This window comes from Aquabacterium sp. A7-Y (assembly GCF_026153205.1).
GTDB lineage: Bacteria > Pseudomonadota > Gammaproteobacteria > Burkholderiales > Burkholderiaceae_C > Caldimonas.
In genome coordinates this window covers 1-19,277 of sequence record NZ_JAPFBW010000011.1, presented here as the reverse complement: position 1 = coordinate 19,277, position 19,277 = coordinate 1, and the positions used below count along the sequence as shown (strand labels likewise).

Genomic DNA, 19,277 nt, shown 5'->3' with positions numbered 1-19,277 from the left:
TCCAAGGACCCTGTTCATGTCACTTTTTTCGCCCCTTCAGCTTGGCAACGTCACCTTGCGCAACCGCATCGCCATCTCGCCGATGTGCCTGTACTCGGCCCAGGACGGGCTGCCGGGCGACTGGCATCTGGTGCACCTGGGCAGCCGCGCCATCGGCGGTGCCGGGCTGGTGATCGCAGAAGCCACCGCGGTGTGTCCCGAAGGGCGCATCACGCATGGCTGTACCGGCTTGTGGAACGAGGCGCAGCAGGCGGCCTGGGGGCGTATCGCCGCCTTCGTGCGTGCACAAGGCGCCGAGCCCGCCCTTCAGCTGGCCCACGCCGGGCGCAAGGCCAGCACCGATCTGCCCTGGCGCGGGGGCCGCCCGCTGTCCGTCGAGGCCGGCGGCTGGACGCCCAGCGCCCCCAGCGCCCTGGCCTACGACAGCGGCTACAACCTGCCGCGCGCCCTCGATGAAGCGGGGATCGAACAAGTCATCAGCGACTTCGCCGCGGCGGCAGGCCGGGCTGCGGCGGCAGGTTTCAGCGTGCTGGAGATCCATGCGGCCCATGGCTACCTGTTTCATGAGTTCCTCTCGCCGCTGTCCAACTGCCGTGACGACCGCTACGGCGGCTCGCTCGAGAACCGCGCCCGCCTGCTGCGCAGCGTGGTCGCCGCGGTCCGCCAGCAATGGCCGCTTCCGCGGCCGCTGCTGGTGCGCCTGTCGGCCACCGACTGGGCGCCCGGTGGATGGGACATCGATGAATGCGTCACGCTCGCGCGCTGGCTCAAGGAGGACAGCGTGGACCTGATCGACACCTCCTCGGGTCTCAACATCGCCCACGCCAAAGTGCCCGTCGGCCCGGAGTACCAGGTGCCCTTTGCCGCACGCATCCGGCGCGAGGCCGGGGTGGCCACGGGCGCGGTGGGCCTCATCACCTCCGGCCGCCAGGCCGACGACATCCTCAGGCGCGGCGATGCCGACCTGGTCCTGCTGGCCCGCGAATCGCTGCGCGATCCGTATTTCCCGCGGCGTGCCGCGGCCGAGCTGGACATCAAGATCCCCGTCCCCGAGCAATACCTGCGCGCCTGGTGAAAGCGCCATCCCGTCGTGAGGAAACAGCATGCTTAGGTCCGATTCAACACCGCACGCTGCCGGCGGCAGCGAGGATCGCCTCGCCATCATTGGCGTGTCGGGGCGCTATTGGCTTTCAGACGACACCGTGGCCCTGTGGAACCCTTTGATGGACACTGCCGATGCGGAGCCATTCGCGCACCCGGCCGAGCCTTTCGACCCACAGTTTTTCGCAGCCTCGTCCGGCTTGCACGCCGCCCTCGATCCGCTGGCCCGGTCGTTCCTGGAAACCACCTGGCACCTCCTTGAAGCGGCCGGTCAGACCCGCGACAGCCTGAAGCAGCAGTACGCCAGCGACGTCGGTGTTTTCGTCGGCCCCTGGCAGGGCTTGTTCGAGGGCATCGCCGGCGCGACGGCAGCAGCGCCGCCCCTGCAGGCCGACATGGCCGAGCTGGTGGCGCAACATTTCCAGTGGAGCGGCCCGCGCGTGGCCGTCGACAGCGCGGCCGCACTCAGCACGCTTTGCCTGGCCGGACGCAGCCTGCTGGAGGGGCGCTGCAAGCTGGCCGTCGCTGCCGGCATTGGCGACGCGCCGCAGCCCCTCCCGGTCGACGACCCGCCACGCAGCGGCTTCTTCCAGCCGGCGCACGGTCTGGGGGCCGTGCTGCTGAAACCCTGGTCGCGGGCGCTCGCCGACGGCGACAGCGTGTTGGCGGTGCTCGACGCCAGCACCGGGGCACGGCTGAGTCCCGACCCCGGTCCCCCGTCGGTGACAGGCGCTGCGGCACCCGCGTGCCGGCCCGAGATCCTCGTGCTGTCGGCCAACACGCCGGTCGCTTTGCGCCTGCTGGTGCGTCGGCTGCTGCAGCACCTCCGGCGCCTTCCCTCTGGCGCCAAGGTGGCCTCGCTGGGCGACCTGGCCTACACGCTGCAGTCCTGTCGCGAAGAGATGAACTGCCGGCTGGCCCTGGTCGTGAACAGCCTCGAGGATCTGGCGTACAGCCTCGAACCAACACTGGCTCAGCCCGAGGTCGTCACCACCGGGGTGCGCAAAGCGATGGTTCTTGCACCATCGGGGGCGCCCGTCACCCTCTATCAGGGCGACCTGCGCCACAGCGCCCCGGTACGCAGCCTGCTGTCGGGCAGCGCCGGCGATGCGATGGTGCAGGCCTTGCTGAGCGACGGCGACCTCGAGAGCGTGGCCTTGTACTGGGTCCAGGGCGGACGGGTCGACTGGGCAGCGCTGCGCGCCGGCCAGCGGCTGCGCAAGCTGCCCTTGCCGCTGTATCCCTTCCTGCTGTCGCCGTCCGAGCGGCAATGGCTGGAGGCAGACCCGGCGGCGCCACAGGCGACCAGGGCGTCCCCGCAGGCGGTGGAAAGTGCGCTCACGGCGATCTGGTGCGACCTGCTCGGGCTCGACCGCATCGGCCGGCACCAGAACTTCTTCGAACTCGGCGGCGACTCCCAACTGGGCATGCACTTGATCTCACGGGTGCGAGATGCCCTGCAAGTGGATCTGCCCTTGAGCACCCTGTACGAAACGCCCACCCTGGCCAGGATGGGCGAAAAAATTGCTTTCCTGGCGCCATCGCTCGATGCCGCAGGAGCCGAGCTGGACTATGAGGAGGGAATCATCCTCTAAGCCCCCCAAAGCCTGCTTCTTCTCCTGCCTGCGTGTTCCCAGATGAAGGACTTCCCGTGTCAAAACAGCCCCAACTCCTCCGTGGTATCCGTGTCGTCGATTACAGCCACTTTCTGGCCGGCCCCTATGTCTCACGCTGCCTGGCGGCGCTGGGGGCCGACGTCATCAAAGTCGAGCGTCCCACCTCGGGCGACGCGGGGCGAGCCCATCCCTATTTCATCAAAGGGCAGAGCGGCTACTTTCTGCAGCAGAACATGGGGAAGAAGGGCTTGTGCCTCGACCTCAAGGATCCGCGCGGCCTGGAGCTGATGAAAAAGCTGGTGCGCGAATCCGACGTGCTGGTCGAGAACTACCGTCCTGGCACCTTGCAGAAGCTGGGCCTCGGTTATGCAGAGCTGTCGGCGCTGCAGCCCGAGCTCGTGTACTGCTCGGTGTCGGCCTACGGCCAGACCGGCGTCGACTCGAAGCGCGCGGGCTTCGGCCTGATCGCAGAAGCCAAAAGCGGCGCGATGGACCTGATCGGCCGGCCCGGCGAGATGCCGCCACTGTTCCGCATGCCGATCGCCGACATGTACGCCGGGGCGCACGGCGTGGCGGCGATCTGTGCGGCCCTCGTCGGCCGGCATGCCACGGGTCGCGGCCAGCACATCGACATCTCGCTGTACGACTGCATGCTCTCGATGCACGACTACGCGGCTCAGTGCTACACGCTGAGCGGCGGCAAGGACGTCGTGCAGCGCAGCGGCCACTACCTGCCTCAATCGACCGTCTATGGCGTCTTTCCCGCCCGGGACGGCTGCCTGGTGATCGCGGCGCAAGTCGACGACATCTGGAAGCGGCTGGCCGATCTGATCGGCGGCGAGCGCCTGGCCAGCGACGCGCGTTTCGGCAACGCCGCCAGCCGCAACGCACACGCTGAAGAAGCGGTGGCCCTGGTCGAGGCCTGGACGCGCAACCGCAGCGTGGAAGAGTGCCTGGCGGCGCTGGACCAGGCCGGGGTGCCCGGCGCCCGGGTGCAGAACATCGAACAGGCGCTGGCCGATCCGCACATCCAGTCGCGCGGCATGCTGATCGAGCAAGACCATCCGGTGCTCGGCCGGATCACGCTGCCCAACGTGCCCTTCAAGTTCTCCGACGTGGAGGCCCAGGCCTTGGGCGTGGCGCCGCTGCTGGGACAACACAACCGCGAGATCGCCTCCCAGCTGGGCTACTCGTCTGCCGAGATCGGCGCGATGGAACGCGACGGCGTTCTGTATGCGGAGCCGGCCGCCCTCACCACCGTCACAGAGCCGGAGCCCGAGCCCGCATGCTGACCATTCCCCGATTGCTTTCAAACCTGCAGGCCCGGGGCATCACGCTGTCGCTGTCGAAGGGCGAGCTGGCCTATCGGGCTCCCAAAGGGGCGCTGACGCCGCTGGACCGCGACCAGCTCGCCACACGCCGCGCGGAGCTCATCGCCTACCTGGCGGCTCAGTCGGCACGCCTGCGCGGACCGATCACGCTGCCCAGGTCGGCGCCGGTGCAGCCGTCGCTGCTGCAAGAGCTGTGGTGGACCTGGTATGGCAGGCCGCCACGGCAGCTCAATCAGGAGCGCCTGCCGCTGATCAAGATGTACCGCGGCATCAGCGTGGCGCGCCTCAAGGAAACCATCCACCAGCTGCTGGTACGCCACGACACGCTGCGGTCCTCATTCCGGGAAGAGGACGGCCAGCTGCGGATTGCGCTGAATGCGCCGGAAGCCTTTGTGGTCGACGTTGAGGAACTGGGCGCGGTCGTGCCGCCGGCCGGTCTGGAAGACGAGCTGAAGGCGCGCGCGACAGCCTACTCGGAGCAGCAGCTGCCGCTCGACGGCCCCTGGCTGTTGCGCGCCAAGGTGTTCGTCATCTCGCCGAACGACGTCCTGCTGGTGTTCGTTTTCCATCACATCATTGTCGACGCGGCCTCCTTGCTGCTGATCCTCGCCGACCTGGAGGCGCTGTTGTCGAATGACGCAACGCCGGCCTCCCTGCCGGCGGCGCTGCAGTTCACCGACTATGCGGCCTGGGAGCGGGCCTGGATGGACAGTCCCGAACGCCAGCCGCTGATCGACTACTGGGCGCGGTGGCTGCGCAGCCAGTCCGCCCTGGTGGCGCCCCTCAGCCGCAAGACGCTGGAGTGGCGTCCCGGTCTGAAGATCGACCGCAGGTTCTCGTTCACGTCCAGGGTGCTGGGCAAGATCAACGCCTATGCCGTCAGCCAGCACACCTCGCTTTTCAATGTGCTGCTCACGGCCTTCGGCCTGGCCTTGGCACGCTGGTCCGGCGTCGACCGCTTCCCGATCCGCTGTGTCGGGGACCTGCGCACCTCGCCGGAGCTGGCGCGTATCGTGGGCTACATGGTGTGCAGCGATGCCGTCGAAATCTCGGCGCCGCGTGATGGCGACTTCGTCGAGATGCTCAAGGCCAACGAGATCGAGTACCACAGCGCACTCACGCTACGCGTGCCGACCTTGCTCCGGCATCCGCTGCGTGCAGGAGGGCAGGGCATCGAGGATCCACGCCATATCGCCGCGACGATCAACATGTTCTCGGTGCGCCTGCCAGCGGCCTCTGGCGCCCCGGATCCTGCGCCAGAGGCCCGCGGCGACGACCCCTGGCCGCCCCCTGTGACACGCGGGCCCGGAGAGCCGTGGCCGATCCTGCTGCCGTCGATCTACCTGCGGCTGATCGACTACGGCGACAGCCTTCAGGGCTCGCTGGAGCTCAATGACGAACTGCTCCAAGCCGCCGAGCAGGACGCGCTGCTCGACACCTTTTTCAGCGTGATCTCGGAACGTCTGTTGCGCTGAGTCCGCGAGCCCAACGACCCCATGAGGACCCCATGAAAGCCATCTTGAGCACCCGCCCCGGCGGCCCCTCGACCCTCAGCCTGAACGACGTGCCCGAGCCGGTCCCCGGCCCCGGTCAAGTGCGGGTGCGGGTGGCCTCCTGTGCGATCAACTACCCGGATGTCCTCATCATCGAAGACCGATACCAGGACCGGCCGCCCAGGCCCTTCGTGCCGGGATCCGAAATCGCCGGCCTCATCGACGCGATAGGCCCGGGGGTCACCGGGCTGCAGCTCGGGCAGCGTGTCTTCGGCGCCACCGGCAACCGGGGGGGCCTGGCTGAGAAAGTCCTGCTCCCGGCCGACGACTGCCATATCGCTCCTCCCGAGCTGCCGCTGGACGAGGCGTCAGGCCTGCTGCTCACCTATGCCACGGCCCTTTACGGTCTGAAGAACCTGGCGCGCCTGCGGCCGGATGACTGCTTGCTGGTGCTGGGCGCGGCCGGCGGCGTCGGCCTCGCGGCGGTGGAGCTCGGCAAGGCGCTGGGTGCGCAGGTGGTGGCGGTTGCCTCAACGCCAGAGAAGCTCGAGGTCGCACGTCGCCGCGGCGCCGACGCGGGTGTGGTCTGCCCGCGCGGCCCGCTCGACCGCGACGCGGCCCGGGCCTTCAAAGACCAGCTGAAGGCGGCATGTCCTCCAGGGGGCGCGAACGTCATCTGCGACCCCGTCGGCGGGGACTACGCCGAACCCGCCTTGCGCGTCATTGCGCAGGGTGGTCGCTACCTGGTGATCGGCTTCACGGCCGGGATCCCGAAGATCCCGCTCAACCTCGTGCTGCTCAAGGCCTGCCAGCTGATTGGCGTCTTGTGGGGGCCTTTCACCCGCGACGAGTCCGCGGCGCATCGCGACAACGTCCAGGCGCTGCTGACGTTCTATCGCGACGGAAAGATCAAGCCCCTCATCTCTGAACGATTCCCGCTCGAGCGCAGCGCCGAGGCGCTGGCACGGCTGGCCGAGCGCCGCGCCGTCGGCAAGATCGTCGTCACGATGGGGGCGTCCTAGGCGTCAGACAGCTGCCTGAAGTGCTGCATCATGCGGTCGGGCTGAGCCGCCCGGCCGGTGAACAGCTCAAAGGCCCCGGCGGCCTGGAACACCAGCATGCTGGCGCCGCTGAGGGTGCGGCAGCCCATCGCCCGCGCGGCGCCCAGCAGGACCGTCTCCAGCGGAGCGTAGACCACCTCGGCGACCCACATCTCGGGACGCAGCCAGTGCAGCGGCATGGCCGATCCCGGGTATTTGCGCGTGCCCAGGGGCGTCGAGTTGACGATGCCGTCGGCCGAGGCAGCCGCCGTGTCGGCCGCTTGGACCGCGCGCACCGTCTGACCGGCAAAGCGCGACGCCAGCGTGTCAGCCAAGGCCTGGGCGCGCTCATGCGTGACATCGACGATCGTCAGCTCGCGCACGCCGAGTTCGAGCAGTGCGAAGGCGGTTGCGGCACCCGCGCCGCCGGCACCGAACTGCAGCACGTGCTGCAGCGCCACCCCGGGCAAGCCGTGGCGAAAGCTGCTGGCGAATCCGCGTGCATCGGTGTTGTAGCCGATACGCCGACCCGCGTCCAAGCGCACCGTGTTCACCGCGCCGATGACCTGGGCCTCGGGGCTGAGCTCGTGCAGCAGCGGAATCACCGCCTGCTTGCAAGGCAGCGTGATGTTGACGCCTGAAAAGCCCTGGCCTTCTACCTCGCCGAGGACATCCGCCAGGCCCTCGACGCCGACCCCGCGCTGATCGAGGTCGATCAGTTCATAGCGGCAGGAAATGCCTTGCGCGGCCGCCTCGGTTTCATGCAGCGCCGGTGACCTCGATTGAGAGATGCCGGCCCCGATCAAGCCCAGCCGATAGGCCGGGGCGGTCTCAGTCGCAGGCGCTGAAGACGACGGCTGTGAGGCGAGCAGCGTCATGCGTCCCCCGTCGTGCGCATCGAGGCGAACACCTCCTGGGTCGCCTGAAAAACATCGCGTGCATGGGCCTCCGGGCTCGATGAGCCGTCGCTGGGCACTTCCAGGGAAAGGGCTGTCCCTTCAGGCAGTTCGGCCAGAAATTCTCGCAAGGGCAGGCCGCCTCGGCCGGGTGGCAGGCGACCGGAGCGGGCCTCCTGCAGCAGCGCCTCTGGCGTCAGGGGCGCCGCTGCAGCGGCGTCGCACAACTGAACACAGCGGATAGCACCGGCCGGCGCCCGGTGTACATCACGGGGAGAGCCGCCGGTGCGCGCCAGATGCAGCAGGTCGATCAGCACGCCACCGTTGGGCTTGCCCGCGGCTGACACCACACCCAGCGCATCCTCGAAGCGCTTCACCTGGCGCCAGGCCATGTACTCCAGTTCGACCCGCATGCCATGTGGTGCCGCCAGCTCGCACAGGCTCGCGAAGTTCGCGGTCAGCCGTGAGACATCGGGATCGTCGCCGCAGACACTCAGGCGCTGCGCACCCAAGGCGCTGGCGGCGTCGAGCAGCCCCGTCAGCTCGCGGGCGTCGAAGTGCTCACCGATGCCGATGAACTCGACGTCATTGACATGGATGCCCTCATCGCGCAGTCTTTGCTGCATCTGCCGCGAAGCTGCGGTGCCGGCGGGCAGTTCATAGAAGGGTGATCCGGCAAAGGCTGGATAAAGGCGCAAGCCGATGGCGCGATAGCCTATGCTGGCGGCCAGGCTCACCAGCTGCAAAGGGGGGACCTCCAGCACGGTGAGATGGGCGAGAGCCAAGGCAGGGGTGAAAGCAAAGTCCATGGTCGTGGCGCCTGTTCGACGGTGACGAGTCAAGGGGCAAGAGCAAGCTCGCAATATATCGGCCACACCGTCAACTCGTCCAGGTCCCATTGGCTTTCGTCGAGCCGGTTGCAGCAGCGGGAGCTTCGGCTAATACTGGGGCATCGAGCGGTCAAGCTGTTCTCCTGCACAGATGGGTAGGGGTGCAAGCTCAGTTAAATTTCCGCCGCTCGGCCTCGGGACGCATCCACTGCATCACCACGGTCCCACTCACTCCAACCGAAGGCGCTCACAGACGTGTCGCCATTGCGATTCACAAAGGCGAACGAGATGCCCGTTGACGGTGTTCTGAACAGCGCTGAGACCCAAAGTCTCAACGGACGCTTGCGCGAGGCGCTGAAGATCTCGTTGCCGATCATGGTGTCGCAGTTCATGCTGATGGCCGGCGGTTTCATCAGCAACCTGATGCTTTCGCGCGTGGACGAAACCTCGTTCGCCGCCGGCCTGCTGATCAACTCGGTGCAGATGTCGCTGGTGACGGTGATCTTTGGTGTGCTCTATTCGCTCAGTCCTCTGATCGGCCGTGTCATCGGTGAGGGCCGCCAACTCGAACGCGTGGGCCAGCTGTTCCTCGCCGCCTGCTCGGTGGCCTTGCTGGTCTGCGTACCGACGATCCTGCTGCTGTACTTCGCGCGGCCGATCCTGACGGCCCTGGGGCAGCCTGCGGCCCTGATCGAAGCTTGCGCGAGCTACTTCCACATCTATCTCTGGTCGGTGCCGGCGGTGGGCTTGATCTCGGTCTGCGTGCAGGTGCTGCTGGGCGTGCTCAAGCAGGGTGTGGTGTTGCTCTACAGCGTCCTCAGCCTGCTGGTGTCCACTTTGCTGAGTTATCTGTTGATCTTCGGAAAGTTCGGGTTCCCCGCCTTGGGCCTGAACGGATGGGCCTGGGCCGTCTCCATCACCGCCTGGCTGGCCGCGCTGGTCCTGACCGGCTTCATCCTGCGGCATCCGGGGCATCGCGTTTACGCGCTGACCACACTGCAGCGCCACTCGCTCAGGCAGAGCATGGGCAGCATCGTGCGCATCGGCCTGCCGATCGCGGTGCAGATGGGCAACGAGATCTTCTCCTTTCTCGTCACCACCCTCATGGTGGGCTGGCTCGGCGTCGAGGCGCTCGCCACCCAGCAGGTAGCCACCCGTTACCTGCTGATGCTCGTCATTCCGATCATCGGCCTTTCGCAGGCCGTCACCGTGGTCACCAGCAAGCACTTCGGTGCCGGCCGGCTGGGTGAAGTCAAGCTCACCGGGCAGGCTTATGTCTGGATGGGCGCGCTGTACTCGCTGATCGTGCTGGCCGCGTTTGCTCTCGCTCCGGACGCCTTCGTCAGCGTCTTCATCGAGAACCGTCCGGAGAACGCGGCCATCTACCAGACCCTTGCCGTCCTTCTGGTGCTGATTGCGATCGGGCAGATTTTCGATGCGGTGAGGAACATCCTCACCGGCGCGCTGCGCGGATTGCAGGACAGCAAGTTCCCGATGCAGCTGAGCATCGTCATGATCTGGGTGATCGGCGTGCCGCTGGCCTATCTCATGGGCTTCACCTGGAACTGGGGGCTGGTGGGCATCACCGTGGCACATGACATCGTCATGGCCATCGGCTGCGCCATTCTGTGGTGGCACTGGAAGAACAAGTTCAAGAGCACCCCCTGAGCGCTGTTGCTGCTGAACGGCGGTGCATCAAGGGCGGCGGCGGAGCCGGACCCCAAGAGGTTCGGCCCGGCGGCGCGACAACTCGGTACTGAGGGCGAGACCATGTTCCGTAAGTCAATCCTGGCAGGCATCGTCGCGTGCCTTGCAGCCCAGCACACGATGGTATCGGCGCAGCCAGCGCAGGCACGGCGCGATGTCGAGTGGCGCAGCTATGCGGCGAGCAACGCTTCCAGCAAATACGCCCCGGCCAACCAGATCCACGCCGGCAATGTCGGCGCTCTGGTCGAGAAATGGGTCTGGGACTCGCCGGACAACGCCTTCGTCGAGGCCGCCAACGCCGAGGGCACGAAGCTGCTATGGCCGCATGCCTACGAAAGCACGCCCTTGATGGTCGACGGCAAGCTGTATGTCAGCACCTCGCTCAGCCAGGTCGCGGCCATCGACGCGAGCAGCGGCCAGACCTTGTGGGTCCACAATCCGAAAAGCTACCTGTCGGCGGACGGCAGGAACTACGTTTATCCGCCGAACATCGGGCTGGTCCAACGCGGTGTGGCGTACTGGCGGCGACACAAGGAAGAGCGCATCTTCTTCGCCACCGGCAACGCCAACCTGATTGCACTGGACGCGAAGACCGGGCAGCTGGAGCCAGGCTTTGGTCAGGGCGGTGTGGTCGACCTCAAGCAGGGGCTGCGCTTCCCCGTGAATCAGGCCCTGTACGGCATGAGTTCGCCGCCACTGGTCTGCGGCAACGTGGTGGTGGTCGGTTCTGTCGTGCTCGACTTTCCGCTGCAGACGCCGATGCCCGTCGGCGATGTGCGTGGATACGACGCGGCGAGCGGACGCCTGCTCTGGACCTTCCACACGGTGCCGCAGGAAGGCGAGAAGGGCGCCGACACCTGGACGCCCGAGGCCCGCGCCGTGACGGGAGGCGCCAATGTCTGGGCGCCGATGAGCTGCGACGACAAGACCGGCGTCGTCTACATGCCGGTCAGCACACCGACCAATGATTACTACGGGGGCAACCGGATCGGCCACAACTGGTTCGCGGACAGTCTGGTCGCGGTGCACGCCAGGACGGGCAAGCTGATCTGGAACTACCAGCTGCTGCACCACAGCCTGTGGGACTACGATCCGCCGGCCGCGCCCAACCTGGTCGAGATGCGCCAGCACGGCCGCCTGGTCAAGGCCGTGGCGCAGATCACCAAGCAAGGTTTCGTGTATGTGTTCGACCGCGCCACCGGCCGACCGATCTGGCCGATCGAGGAGCGTCCGGTGCCGCAGTCGCTCGTGCCGGGTGAGCAGACATCACCCACGCAGCCGTTCCCGACCAAACCCTTGCCCTTTGACCGCCAGGGACTCAGCGACAACGACCTGATCGATTTCACGCCCGAGCTGCGCGAGCGCGCGCGGGCCACCATTGCGCCCTATGTCCATGGCCCGCTCTACACGCCACCGGTTGAAGACCGCTCCGCCACGCTGGGCAAGCGCGGCACCCTCACCGTGCCGGGCGGTGTGGGCGGCGGGAGCTGGACCGGTGCGGCCTTCCATCCGAAGACCGGAATCCTGTACGTGCCTTCGGTGACCAAGCCGGCGGTCATCCGGCTGTGGCGGTTTTCGAACACCCTGGCGGGTTCCTCCGACATGCTCACGATGGCGGACGGCCTGCCCATCACCAAGCCGCCCTACGGCCGCCTCACCGCCATCGACCTGAACAGCGGCGACCACCTGTGGATGCGCCCGGTCGGCCGGGGACCGGTGAACCATCCCGAACTGGCCGGACTGGGCCTGAAGGACCTCGGCTGGGACCGGCGTAGCTTTTTCCTGGTCACCGACACCCTGCTGTTCGGCGTGCAAGAGGGAATCATCGCACCCAGTCCGGTGCAGCTCAGCGAGCTGACCGTCTTGTTCAGGCTGAAAAACGATGACGCGTTCCTGTGGGCGATGGATCCGCGCACCGGTGAAAAACGGCTCGAGCTGCCGATGAAACACGGCAACGCGACCGGCTCGCCGATGACCTATCAGGTCAACGGCCGGCAGTTCATCGTCGTCCCGGTCGGCGGTGCCGGCCATCCGGCCAAGCTGGTCGCTTACGGCTTGCCTTGAACCACTCCGTGGAGACACATTCCGTGCAGACTTTCTCGACCCCTACCACGCTCCAGACCGACTTGTCGCTGCTGCTGCGCGCCCTGAACACGCGTTTCAGCCAGGCCAGGGAAGCCATCGATCCCGGCCGGCTCAAGCAGATCCTGGGGCATCCGCATCTGTCCGAGTACACGCCCCGGCAGACCTTGCGCGGCCTCGACAAGTGCGTGCCGGCCTGCGGGCGTTATGCGCAGACGCTGTTCACCCGGACGGTCTTGCAGGACCACCACTACCAGCGCGAGCAGATGATCGCCAACTGCGAAGAGATCTTCGAGGCCCTGGCCGCCGAGAATCCGGTGGCCGTTGCCCAGGAGCTGCCGCGCGTCGATTTCAAGCGCATCACCACTGACGAGTTTTTCGAGACCTATGTGCAGCGTCCCCATCCGGTGGTGATCGAGAATGTCGGCCACGATCCGAGCATGTACCAGCTCGATGCCCTGGTGGCCCGCTATGGCGACGACATCGTGCCGATGATGCGCATCGACAACGGCCAGAACTACGATGGACCCTTGTCGGACCTGCTCGAAGGCAAGTCCTACCTGGCCAACAGCGACCGCTTGTTCGTCAACCATCCGGAACTGGTGGACAACCTCTACTCCGCGAAGTTCACGGACTACACCCGGATGACGCGGATCTCCTCGCAGCTGTTCATCTCGAACGGCGGTGCCGGCAGCCCGTCGCACTTCGGCAAGATCGCCAACACCTTCTATCAGCTCGAAGGCATGAAGAAGTGGAGCCTGGTCGATCCGGCCTTCCTCTACCTGGTGTATCCGCTGCTGCTGCCCGGCGATGCGGTCACGGCGCTGCACTGGCAGGACGAGACCGACCATGAGCGCTGCCCCCTGTTCCGCTTCTGTCCGCGCTACGAAACCGTGCTGCGGCCGGGCGACGTGCTGTGGAATCCCTATTACTGGTTTCACTCGGTGAAGAACATCACCAAGCGCAGCGTCGCCGTGGCCGACCGCTGGTTCGGTACCCCCGGCAAGGACTTCCAGAGCCCGCTGCCGCTGTACGACCTGGCCACCACGCTGTGTCCGCAAAGCGTCGACATGGACACCTACATCCAATGGATGATGATTCAACAGAACATCACCAAAAAGCAGATCCCGTGGTACGAAAAAGTCTCGCACGGTCGTCGCTACCAGGCCTTTGATTCAGCCTACAACGCCGCCGCATGGGGGCTGCAGCCGCCGGACCTGAGCAAGGGCGTGTTTCATCACCCCGACTGAGGGACGCGCCATTCGGGGCTCATCCCGGGAGCGATCCAGACGATCGAAGAGGACATGACAGTGAAACCATTGAAGCGCAACTACATCGGCCTGGGCACCAGTCCGCATGATCCCTCGCTTGCCATTGTCGATTCACGCGGCCAGCTGGTCTTCGCCGAAGACACCGAACGTTATCTGCAGAACAAGCGGGCCTGGTGCAGTCCGCCCGACGACTTCATCCGCATCGCCAAGCTGCTGAAGGAATACTGCGAACCCGATGCCGAGTTCGTCATCGCCAGCAGCTGGCGCTCGGCCTTCTTCAAGCGGCTGCAGTTTTTCTCGTTCGGTCCGTTCAAAGGCTTGATCAAGAGGAAAATCGGTGCCGAGAACTACGACATGCTGCGCTGCATCGCCAGCTATGCCAACGTACGCCACGGCATCAACACCGAAGCGCATTTGCAGCGGGTCTTCGGGCGGCGCCCGGTCATCCGGCGTGAATACGAACACCACCTGACCCACTCGGCGGCTGCCTGCTACAGCAGCCCCTATGCCGAAGCGGTCAGCGTGGTGATCGATGGCCTGGGCGAATCCACGTCCTGCAAGATGTTTCACTTCCGCAATGGCGGGCACCTGCCCATCTCCCGCAAACCCTCGGAAGGCAGCTTTGGCCAGTTCTACAGCTTCCTCTGTGAACTGTGCGGCTTCGATCCGATCGGCGGCGAAGAATGGAAGGTCATGGGCCTAGCGCCCTACGGCGGCAAGAACGATCGCTACTATGGGCTACTGCGCAGCCTGCTGAGGATCGACGGCCTGCGGATCCGTGAAGGCAGGCACAGCGCTGCGGCGGTCCGGCAACTGCTCGAGCTGCGGCGCCGGCCGGACCAGCCGGCCATCGAGTTCGCCGATCTGGCCTATACCGGGCAGCTGGTGTTCTCCGAGTACGTTGACGAACTGCTGAGCCATGTGCACGCCTTGAATCTTTCCGACAACCTGGTGCTGTCGGGCGGCTGTGCGCTCAATTCGGCCTATGTCGGTCAACTGGCTGGCAAAGGCCCCTTCAAGAACAGTTTTGTGTTTTGCGCTCCGGCGGACAACGGCAATTCGGTCGGTGCGGCCTGGCTGGCCTACCATCAAGATCACCCGCAAGCCTGGACGCCCCGGACTCAGGTGCAATCGCCTTACCTGGGCAGCCGCCTGTCGACCGACATGCTGGACAAGCTGCTGCGCTACGGCGGCTTGGAGCCGATCAAGACCGGCGGAGGTCCCGAGTTGTACACGCAGGTGGCCGAGGAACTGAGCAAAGGCAGGATCGTCGCCTGGGTGCAGGGCCGTGCCGAGTTTGGACCGCGCGCCCTGGGCAACCGGTCGATCCTCGCGGACCCGCGGCGGCGCGACGTCAAGGAATTGATCAATGCCAAGGTCAAGTTCCGCGAAGAATTCCGACCCTTCGCGCCGTCGATCCTGGCCGAACACGGCGACGAATATTTCGAGAACTATCGCGACACGCCCTACATGGAGCGGGCGCTACGCTTTCGACCCGAGCAAGCCGCGCGCGTCCCCGGTGTCGTTCATGTGGACGGCACGGGCCGCCTGCAATCGGTCAAGCGTGAGCTCAACGAAAAATACTATGAGCTGATCAAGGCCTTCCACGGCCTGACCGGCGTGCCCATCCTGCTCAACACCAGCTTCAATGTCATGGGCAAGCCCATCGCGCATTCGGTCGAAGACGCGATCGCGATCTTTCTCACGAGCGGCATCGACCTGCTCGTGCTGGACAACTACATCTTCAAGAAGCGAGCCCTGGGGGCGCTGGCGGATGTCGACGCAGCGGCCGGCAGGAGCCCTTCCACCGAGGACCTCAGCCGGACGCCCCAAGCCGCCGTGGCTTAACTCGCGGCCCGTTCGCGCGCCTGCTGCAATTTCTGCCGCAGGCGCGTTTTTGCCTCGGGATCCTTGGGCTGGACCCAATCGCGGCCGATTTTCTCCCAGTCCGGGTCCTTCGGATCCAGACCCAGGTCGACGATGTGAGGTGCCTGGGCCAGAAAACACTGGCCTTTGTATTGGAGAAGATAAAAGCCACGATGAGAATCGAGGTAGGCTTTTGCCTCTTCATAACTCGGGCACCACACGTTCAAGTTGAACTCGCTGGCGTTGAACTTGTAGAGCTCGGTGTCCTCGGCGTCGTCCAGGCTTTTATCTTGCTCACGCAATTGCTGAGTCAGTTCCGCCCAGTTGCCGCGCCCTTCTTCGTAAGCGATCAGGTCGAGGTATTTGGTGAGCGAAAACGCGCCCAGGCGCCTGAGTGCGGCCGATTCACTGTCGGTCGCCAGTTCGCCCATCCGCCTGAACCTCTGAACAATCTCTTCAAGCGCTGCACTCGACGGATCTTCAGTCAAGGACTGCTTCGTCGTCTTTTGCAGTCGGCTTGCCATAAGACGGTATTTGTCAATGCTGGTCACGGATTTCATGATGGTCAGTCGCTTGCCGAGGTTTCAGAAAAAAGTCCGACAAGGGTACCTCTGCAGCGGGAGGATTGTCACGAATGCCCCAGACGGAAGGCGGTCGAATTACAGCCTGCACGAAAACCGTGATCAGCCCTGCGGGGATCGCACCGCGATGCTTGCGACCCGGACGTTCAGTCGAACACCGGCGTCTCGACGCCGAGCACCTTGTGCAGCTTGGGACTGGTGGTCGTGTACTGCAGGTGGATGCGCTTGTCGGGAAAGACGTGGCTGGCCGCCGCGAAGGCCGCCAGCGCGGCTTCGTGGAAGCCCGACAGGATCAGCTTCTTCTTGCCGGGATAGCTGTTGATGTCGCCGACCGCAAAGATGCCGGGTGTGCTGGTTTCGAACTTCTCGGTGTCGACCACGAGCTGCTTGCGCTCCAGGTTCAGGCCCCACTCGGCGATGGGCCCGAGCTTGGGCGACAGACCGAAAAACACCAGCAGGATGTCCAGCGGCACGACCCGCGTCACGCCGTCGCTGCCGGTGACCTTCACGGCGGTCAGGCGTTGGTCCCGTTGTTCGATACCGGTGATCTCGCCGATGATCAACTGCATCTCATAGGCCTCGCACAGCTCCTTCATCCTGGCGACGCTGGCCGGCGCGGCACGGAAGCTGTCGCGCCGGTGAACCAGGATCACGCTCTCGGCGCGGTGTGGCCCGTCCTGGGCGAAGGCCAGCGTCCAGTCCAGCGCGGAGTCGCCGCCGCCGACGATCACGAGGTTCTTGCCAGCGAAGCGTGCCGGGCTCTTCACACGGTAGAAGACCTGCGTGTCCTCGTGCTTCTCGAGCCCGTCGACCTTCAGCGTGCGGGGCTGGAAAGAGCCGACACCGCCGGCGATGAACACGGTCTTGGTCAGGAAAGTGGTGCCTTTGGAGGTCTCGATCAGAAAACGGCCGTCGGCCTGCCGCTGCAGCACGGTGACTTCCTGTCCCAGGTGGAAGGTGGCGCCGAAAGGCTCGATCTGCTTGAGCAGGTTGTCGGTCAGCTCCTGGCCGGTGCACACCGGCACGGCCGGGATGTCATAGATGGGCTTGTCGGGATAAAGCTCGACACACTGGCCGCCGGGGGCGGCGAGCGAGTCGATGATGTGGGCCTTGATCTCCAGCAGACCCAGCTCAAACACCTGGAACAGCCCGACCGGACCTGCTCCTACGATGACGGCGTCAGTTTCGATGCGGCCGCTGTGCGAGGCCGCGGTCTTGGTGATCTCTTCATTCGGCTGTAGTTCCATGATGTTCAATGGGCAGCGCTCAGCCGCCTGAGAAGGGTTAACGAATCAGCTCAGCGAGCTTGTCGCTGCGGTCTTTCCACACGTCGGCATCCGGCAGCGCGTCCTTGCGTTTGCGGATGCTCGGCCATTGCGCCGCCAGTTCTGCGTTGAGGTGGATGAAGTGCCGCTGTGCCTCGGGCACGTCCTCTTCCGGGAGGATGGCATTGGCCGGGCACTCCGGTATGCAGACGGCGCAGTCGATGCACTCGTTGGGGTCGATGACCAGGAAGTTCGGCCCTTCGCGGAAGCAATCCACCGGGCAGACCTCCACACAATCGGTGTACCTGCAGCGGATGCAGGCTTCGGTGACAACGTGGCTCATACGGGTACGGGTCCTGAAGGGTTGGAGAGTGGCGAATTCACCAGCAAGGCACCGCTGGTTCGATGACTGACCGCGTCGACCATGATCAGCGCGCCAGCGACGCCGTTGTCCTGGTAGGACTCGACCGGCAGCGGCTGCTGCGTTTCGATCAGCACATGCCCGATGTCGTTGCCGTTCAACGCGTGCGCTTCGGTGGCCTGCAGGGTGTGGATGTCCAAGCGGCTCTCGATGCTGCTGATGCGCGCCTGCACCCAGCGGTTGCCATGGCGTGCCCAGTATTTGCGGCCCACCACGGCCGGCTCGGTGTCCAGCCAGGCCAGCGTGGCGGAGAAGCGGCTGCTTTCCTTGATCGACTGCGGCGAGGCGATCCAGTCACCCCGCGAGACGTCGAGGTGGCGGTCCAGCACGATGCCGGCGGATTCGCCGGCGACGCACCGGGTCACCACCTCGCCGGCCCGGCGCACCTCGGCGACCGTGGCGATCTGTCCGCTCGGGAACAGCTGCACGGCGTCGCCCGGCTGCACGCTGCCGTGCGCAATGCGGCCCCAGACGGTGCGCGGCTGGTTGCCGGTGCCTTCACCCTCGCGGGCGACGTATTGGACGGGCAGCAGCAGCGGGCCGTTCCTGCGCTCCTGCGAGGCCGGCAGCGACTCCAGCAACTCCAGCAGCGAGGGGCCGCTGTACCAGCTGGCCTTCAGCGCCGTGGTGACGTTGTCGCCGCGCAGCGCCGAGACCGGGATGATGCCGGCCACGCCGAGGCCAGCCTGCTCGGCAAAACCCAGCAGCGCATGGCGCACCGCTTCGAAGGCCGGCGCCGGCTGCTCGACGGCGTCGAGCTTGTTGACCGCAAAGACGATGCTGGGCACGCGCAGCAGGTGGGCCAGCAGCGCGTGACGGCGCGTCTGCGCCAGCAGCGCGACCGGGCGGGTCGCGGTGTCGAGCTTGGTGATGTCGACCAGCACCACGGCGGCATCGCTGCCGGCGGCGGCCGTCACCATGTTGCGGGTGTACTGCTCGTGACCGGGGGCGTCGGCGATGATGAACTTGCGCGTCTTGGTGGCGAAGTAGCGGTAGGCCACGTCGATCGTGATGCCCTGTTCACGCTCGGCCTCCAAGCCGTCGGTCAGCAGCGACAGATCGACGGGCTGGCCGGCGGCGCGCTTCTCCAGCGTGTCGAGCTGGTCGGCCAGGATGGCGCGGCTGTCGAACAGCAGGCGGCCGATCAGCGTGCTCTTGCCGTCGTCGACGCTGCCGGCGGTCAGGAAGCGCAGCGCGCGGTGGTCGCGCTGCGGTGTGGCGGTGGGGGCGGTGCACATCAGAAATATCCTTCTTTCTTGCGGCGCTCCATCGAAGCGTCCGAGGTGCGGTCGTCCATGCGCGTGGCGCCACGCTCGCTGACAGTCACGGTGAGCGTCTCGGCGACGATCTCGGCCGGGGTTGCGGCCGGGCTCTCCACCGGGCAGGTGCAGGTCATGTCGCCCACGGTGCGGAAGCGCACCTGCGCGGTCTCGACCGTCTCGCCCGGCTGCACCGGCGTCACGTCGGTCAGCGGCACCAGCAGGCCCTTGCGGCGGATCACCTCGCGCTGGTGCGTGTAGTAGATGTGCGGCAGCGGGATGTTCTCGCGGGCGATGTAGAGCCAGACGTCGAGTTCGGTCCAGTTGCTGATGGGGAAGGCACGCATGTGCTCGCCCGGCTTGATGCGCGTGTTGAAGAGGGTCCACAGCTCGGGACGCTGCTCCTTGGGCTGCCATTGGCCGAAGCTGTCGCGGTGCGAGAAGATGCGTTCCTTGGCGTCGGGCTTTTTTCCGTCGTCGCGGCGGGCGCCGCCGATCAGCACGTCGAAGCGTGCTCC

16 protein-coding genes are annotated in these 19,277 nt (G+C 65.9%); 9 read left to right on the top strand and 7 right to left on the bottom strand.

Features of this window, described 5'->3' with window-relative positions; genetic code table 11:
• Nucleotides 1-16: 16 nt before the first annotated feature.
• The 5 genes from OOT46_RS11790 (at nucleotide 17) to OOT46_RS11770 (ending at nucleotide 6,563) form a co-directional block, all read left to right on the top strand.
• Nucleotides 17-1,075, top strand: coding sequence for an NADH:flavin oxidoreductase/NADH oxidase (locus OOT46_RS11790; RefSeq protein WP_265403800.1), 1,059 nt, complete (start codon nucleotides 17-19; stop codon nucleotides 1,073-1,075).
• Nucleotides 1,076-1,223: 148 nt separating this feature from the next.
• A complete protein-coding gene (locus tag OOT46_RS11785; protein WP_265403799.1) occupies nucleotides 1,224-2,696 on the top strand; it encodes a beta-ketoacyl synthase N-terminal-like domain-containing protein in 1,473 nt (490 codons plus the stop codon).
• 56 nt (nucleotides 2,697-2,752) lie between these two features.
• Nucleotides 2,753-4,009, top strand: a complete 1,257-nt coding sequence (locus OOT46_RS11780; protein WP_265403798.1) for a CaiB/BaiF CoA transferase family protein — start codon at nucleotides 2,753-2,755, stop codon at nucleotides 4,007-4,009.
• A complete protein-coding gene (locus tag OOT46_RS11775; protein ID WP_265403797.1) occupies nucleotides 4,003-5,523 on the top strand; it encodes a condensation domain-containing protein in 1,521 nt (506 codons plus the stop codon). Before OOT46_RS11780 ends, OOT46_RS11775 begins: the two co-directional genes overlap by 7 nt.
• 32 nt (nucleotides 5,524-5,555) lie before the next feature.
• A complete protein-coding gene (locus OOT46_RS11770) occupies nucleotides 5,556-6,563 on the top strand; it encodes an NADPH:quinone oxidoreductase family protein (protein WP_265403796.1) in 1,008 nt (335 codons plus the stop codon).
• Here OOT46_RS11770 and OOT46_RS11765 read toward each other — a convergent pair.
• The gene (locus OOT46_RS11765; RefSeq protein ID WP_265403795.1) at nucleotides 6,560-7,459 is read right to left on the bottom strand and encodes a shikimate dehydrogenase; all 900 of its coding nucleotides are present in this window, start codon (nucleotides 7,457-7,459) and stop codon (nucleotides 6,560-6,562) included. The genes OOT46_RS11770 and OOT46_RS11765 overlap by 4 nt on opposite strands.
• A complete protein-coding gene (locus tag OOT46_RS11760; RefSeq protein WP_265403794.1) occupies nucleotides 7,456-8,286 on the bottom strand; it encodes a sugar phosphate isomerase/epimerase family protein in 831 nt (276 codons plus the stop codon). Before OOT46_RS11760 ends, OOT46_RS11765 begins: the two co-directional genes overlap by 4 nt.
• Nucleotides 8,287-8,595: 309 nt before the next feature.
• On the opposite strand from OOT46_RS11760, the gene OOT46_RS11755 reads away from it, so the two are divergent.
• The 4 genes from OOT46_RS11755 to OOT46_RS11740 all read left to right on the top strand — a co-directional run bounded on the left by OOT46_RS11755 (nucleotide 8,596) and on the right by OOT46_RS11740 (nucleotide 15,215).
• On the top strand, nucleotides 8,596-9,975 hold the full coding sequence (locus OOT46_RS11755; protein ID WP_265403793.1) for an MATE family efflux transporter: 1,380 nt from the start codon (nucleotides 8,596-8,598) through the stop codon (nucleotides 9,973-9,975).
• Between the two features lie 102 nt (nucleotides 9,976-10,077).
• Complete coding sequence (locus OOT46_RS11750) at nucleotides 10,078-12,078, top strand: PQQ-binding-like beta-propeller repeat protein (RefSeq protein ID WP_265403792.1); 2,001 nt, start codon at nucleotides 10,078-10,080, stop codon at nucleotides 12,076-12,078.
• Between the two features lie 8 nt (nucleotides 12,079-12,086).
• Nucleotides 12,087-13,346 carry a cupin-like domain-containing protein gene (locus OOT46_RS11745; RefSeq protein WP_265403791.1) on the top strand — a complete coding sequence of 420 codons (1,260 nt, stop codon included), beginning with the start codon at nucleotides 12,087-12,089 and terminating at the stop codon, nucleotides 13,344-13,346.
• A gap of 60 nt (nucleotides 13,347-13,406) precedes the next feature.
• A complete protein-coding gene (locus OOT46_RS11740) occupies nucleotides 13,407-15,215 on the top strand; it encodes a carbamoyltransferase (RefSeq protein ID WP_265403790.1) in 1,809 nt (602 codons plus the stop codon).
• On the opposite strand, the gene OOT46_RS11735 is transcribed toward OOT46_RS11740, so the two are convergent.
• The 5 genes from OOT46_RS11735 to cysD all read right to left on the bottom strand — a co-directional run.
• Nucleotides 15,212-15,793, bottom strand: a complete 582-nt coding sequence (locus tag OOT46_RS11735; RefSeq protein WP_265403789.1) for a hypothetical protein — start codon at nucleotides 15,791-15,793, stop codon at nucleotides 15,212-15,214. The genes OOT46_RS11740 and OOT46_RS11735 overlap by 4 nt on opposite strands.
• Nucleotides 15,794-15,960: 167 nt before the next feature.
• Entirely contained in the window at nucleotides 15,961-17,061 is a 1,101-nt protein-coding gene (locus OOT46_RS11730) for an NAD(P)/FAD-dependent oxidoreductase (protein ID WP_265403788.1), read from the bottom strand.
• Nucleotides 17,062-17,098: 37 nt separating this feature from the next.
• Nucleotides 17,099-17,422 carry a ferredoxin FdxA gene (gene fdxA / locus OOT46_RS11725; protein WP_265403787.1) on the bottom strand — a complete coding sequence of 108 codons (324 nt, stop codon included), beginning with the start codon at nucleotides 17,420-17,422 and terminating at the stop codon, nucleotides 17,099-17,101.
• On the bottom strand, nucleotides 17,419-18,738 hold the full coding sequence (locus OOT46_RS11720) for a sulfate adenylyltransferase subunit 1 (RefSeq protein WP_265403786.1): 1,320 nt from the start codon (nucleotides 18,736-18,738) through the stop codon (nucleotides 17,419-17,421). Before OOT46_RS11720 ends, fdxA begins: the two co-directional genes overlap by 4 nt.
• A partial coding sequence (cysD, locus tag OOT46_RS11715; RefSeq protein ID WP_265403785.1) for a sulfate adenylyltransferase subunit CysD occupies nucleotides 18,738-19,277 on the bottom strand: 540 nt, incomplete at its 5' end. The genes cysD and OOT46_RS11720, both read right to left, overlap by 1 nt.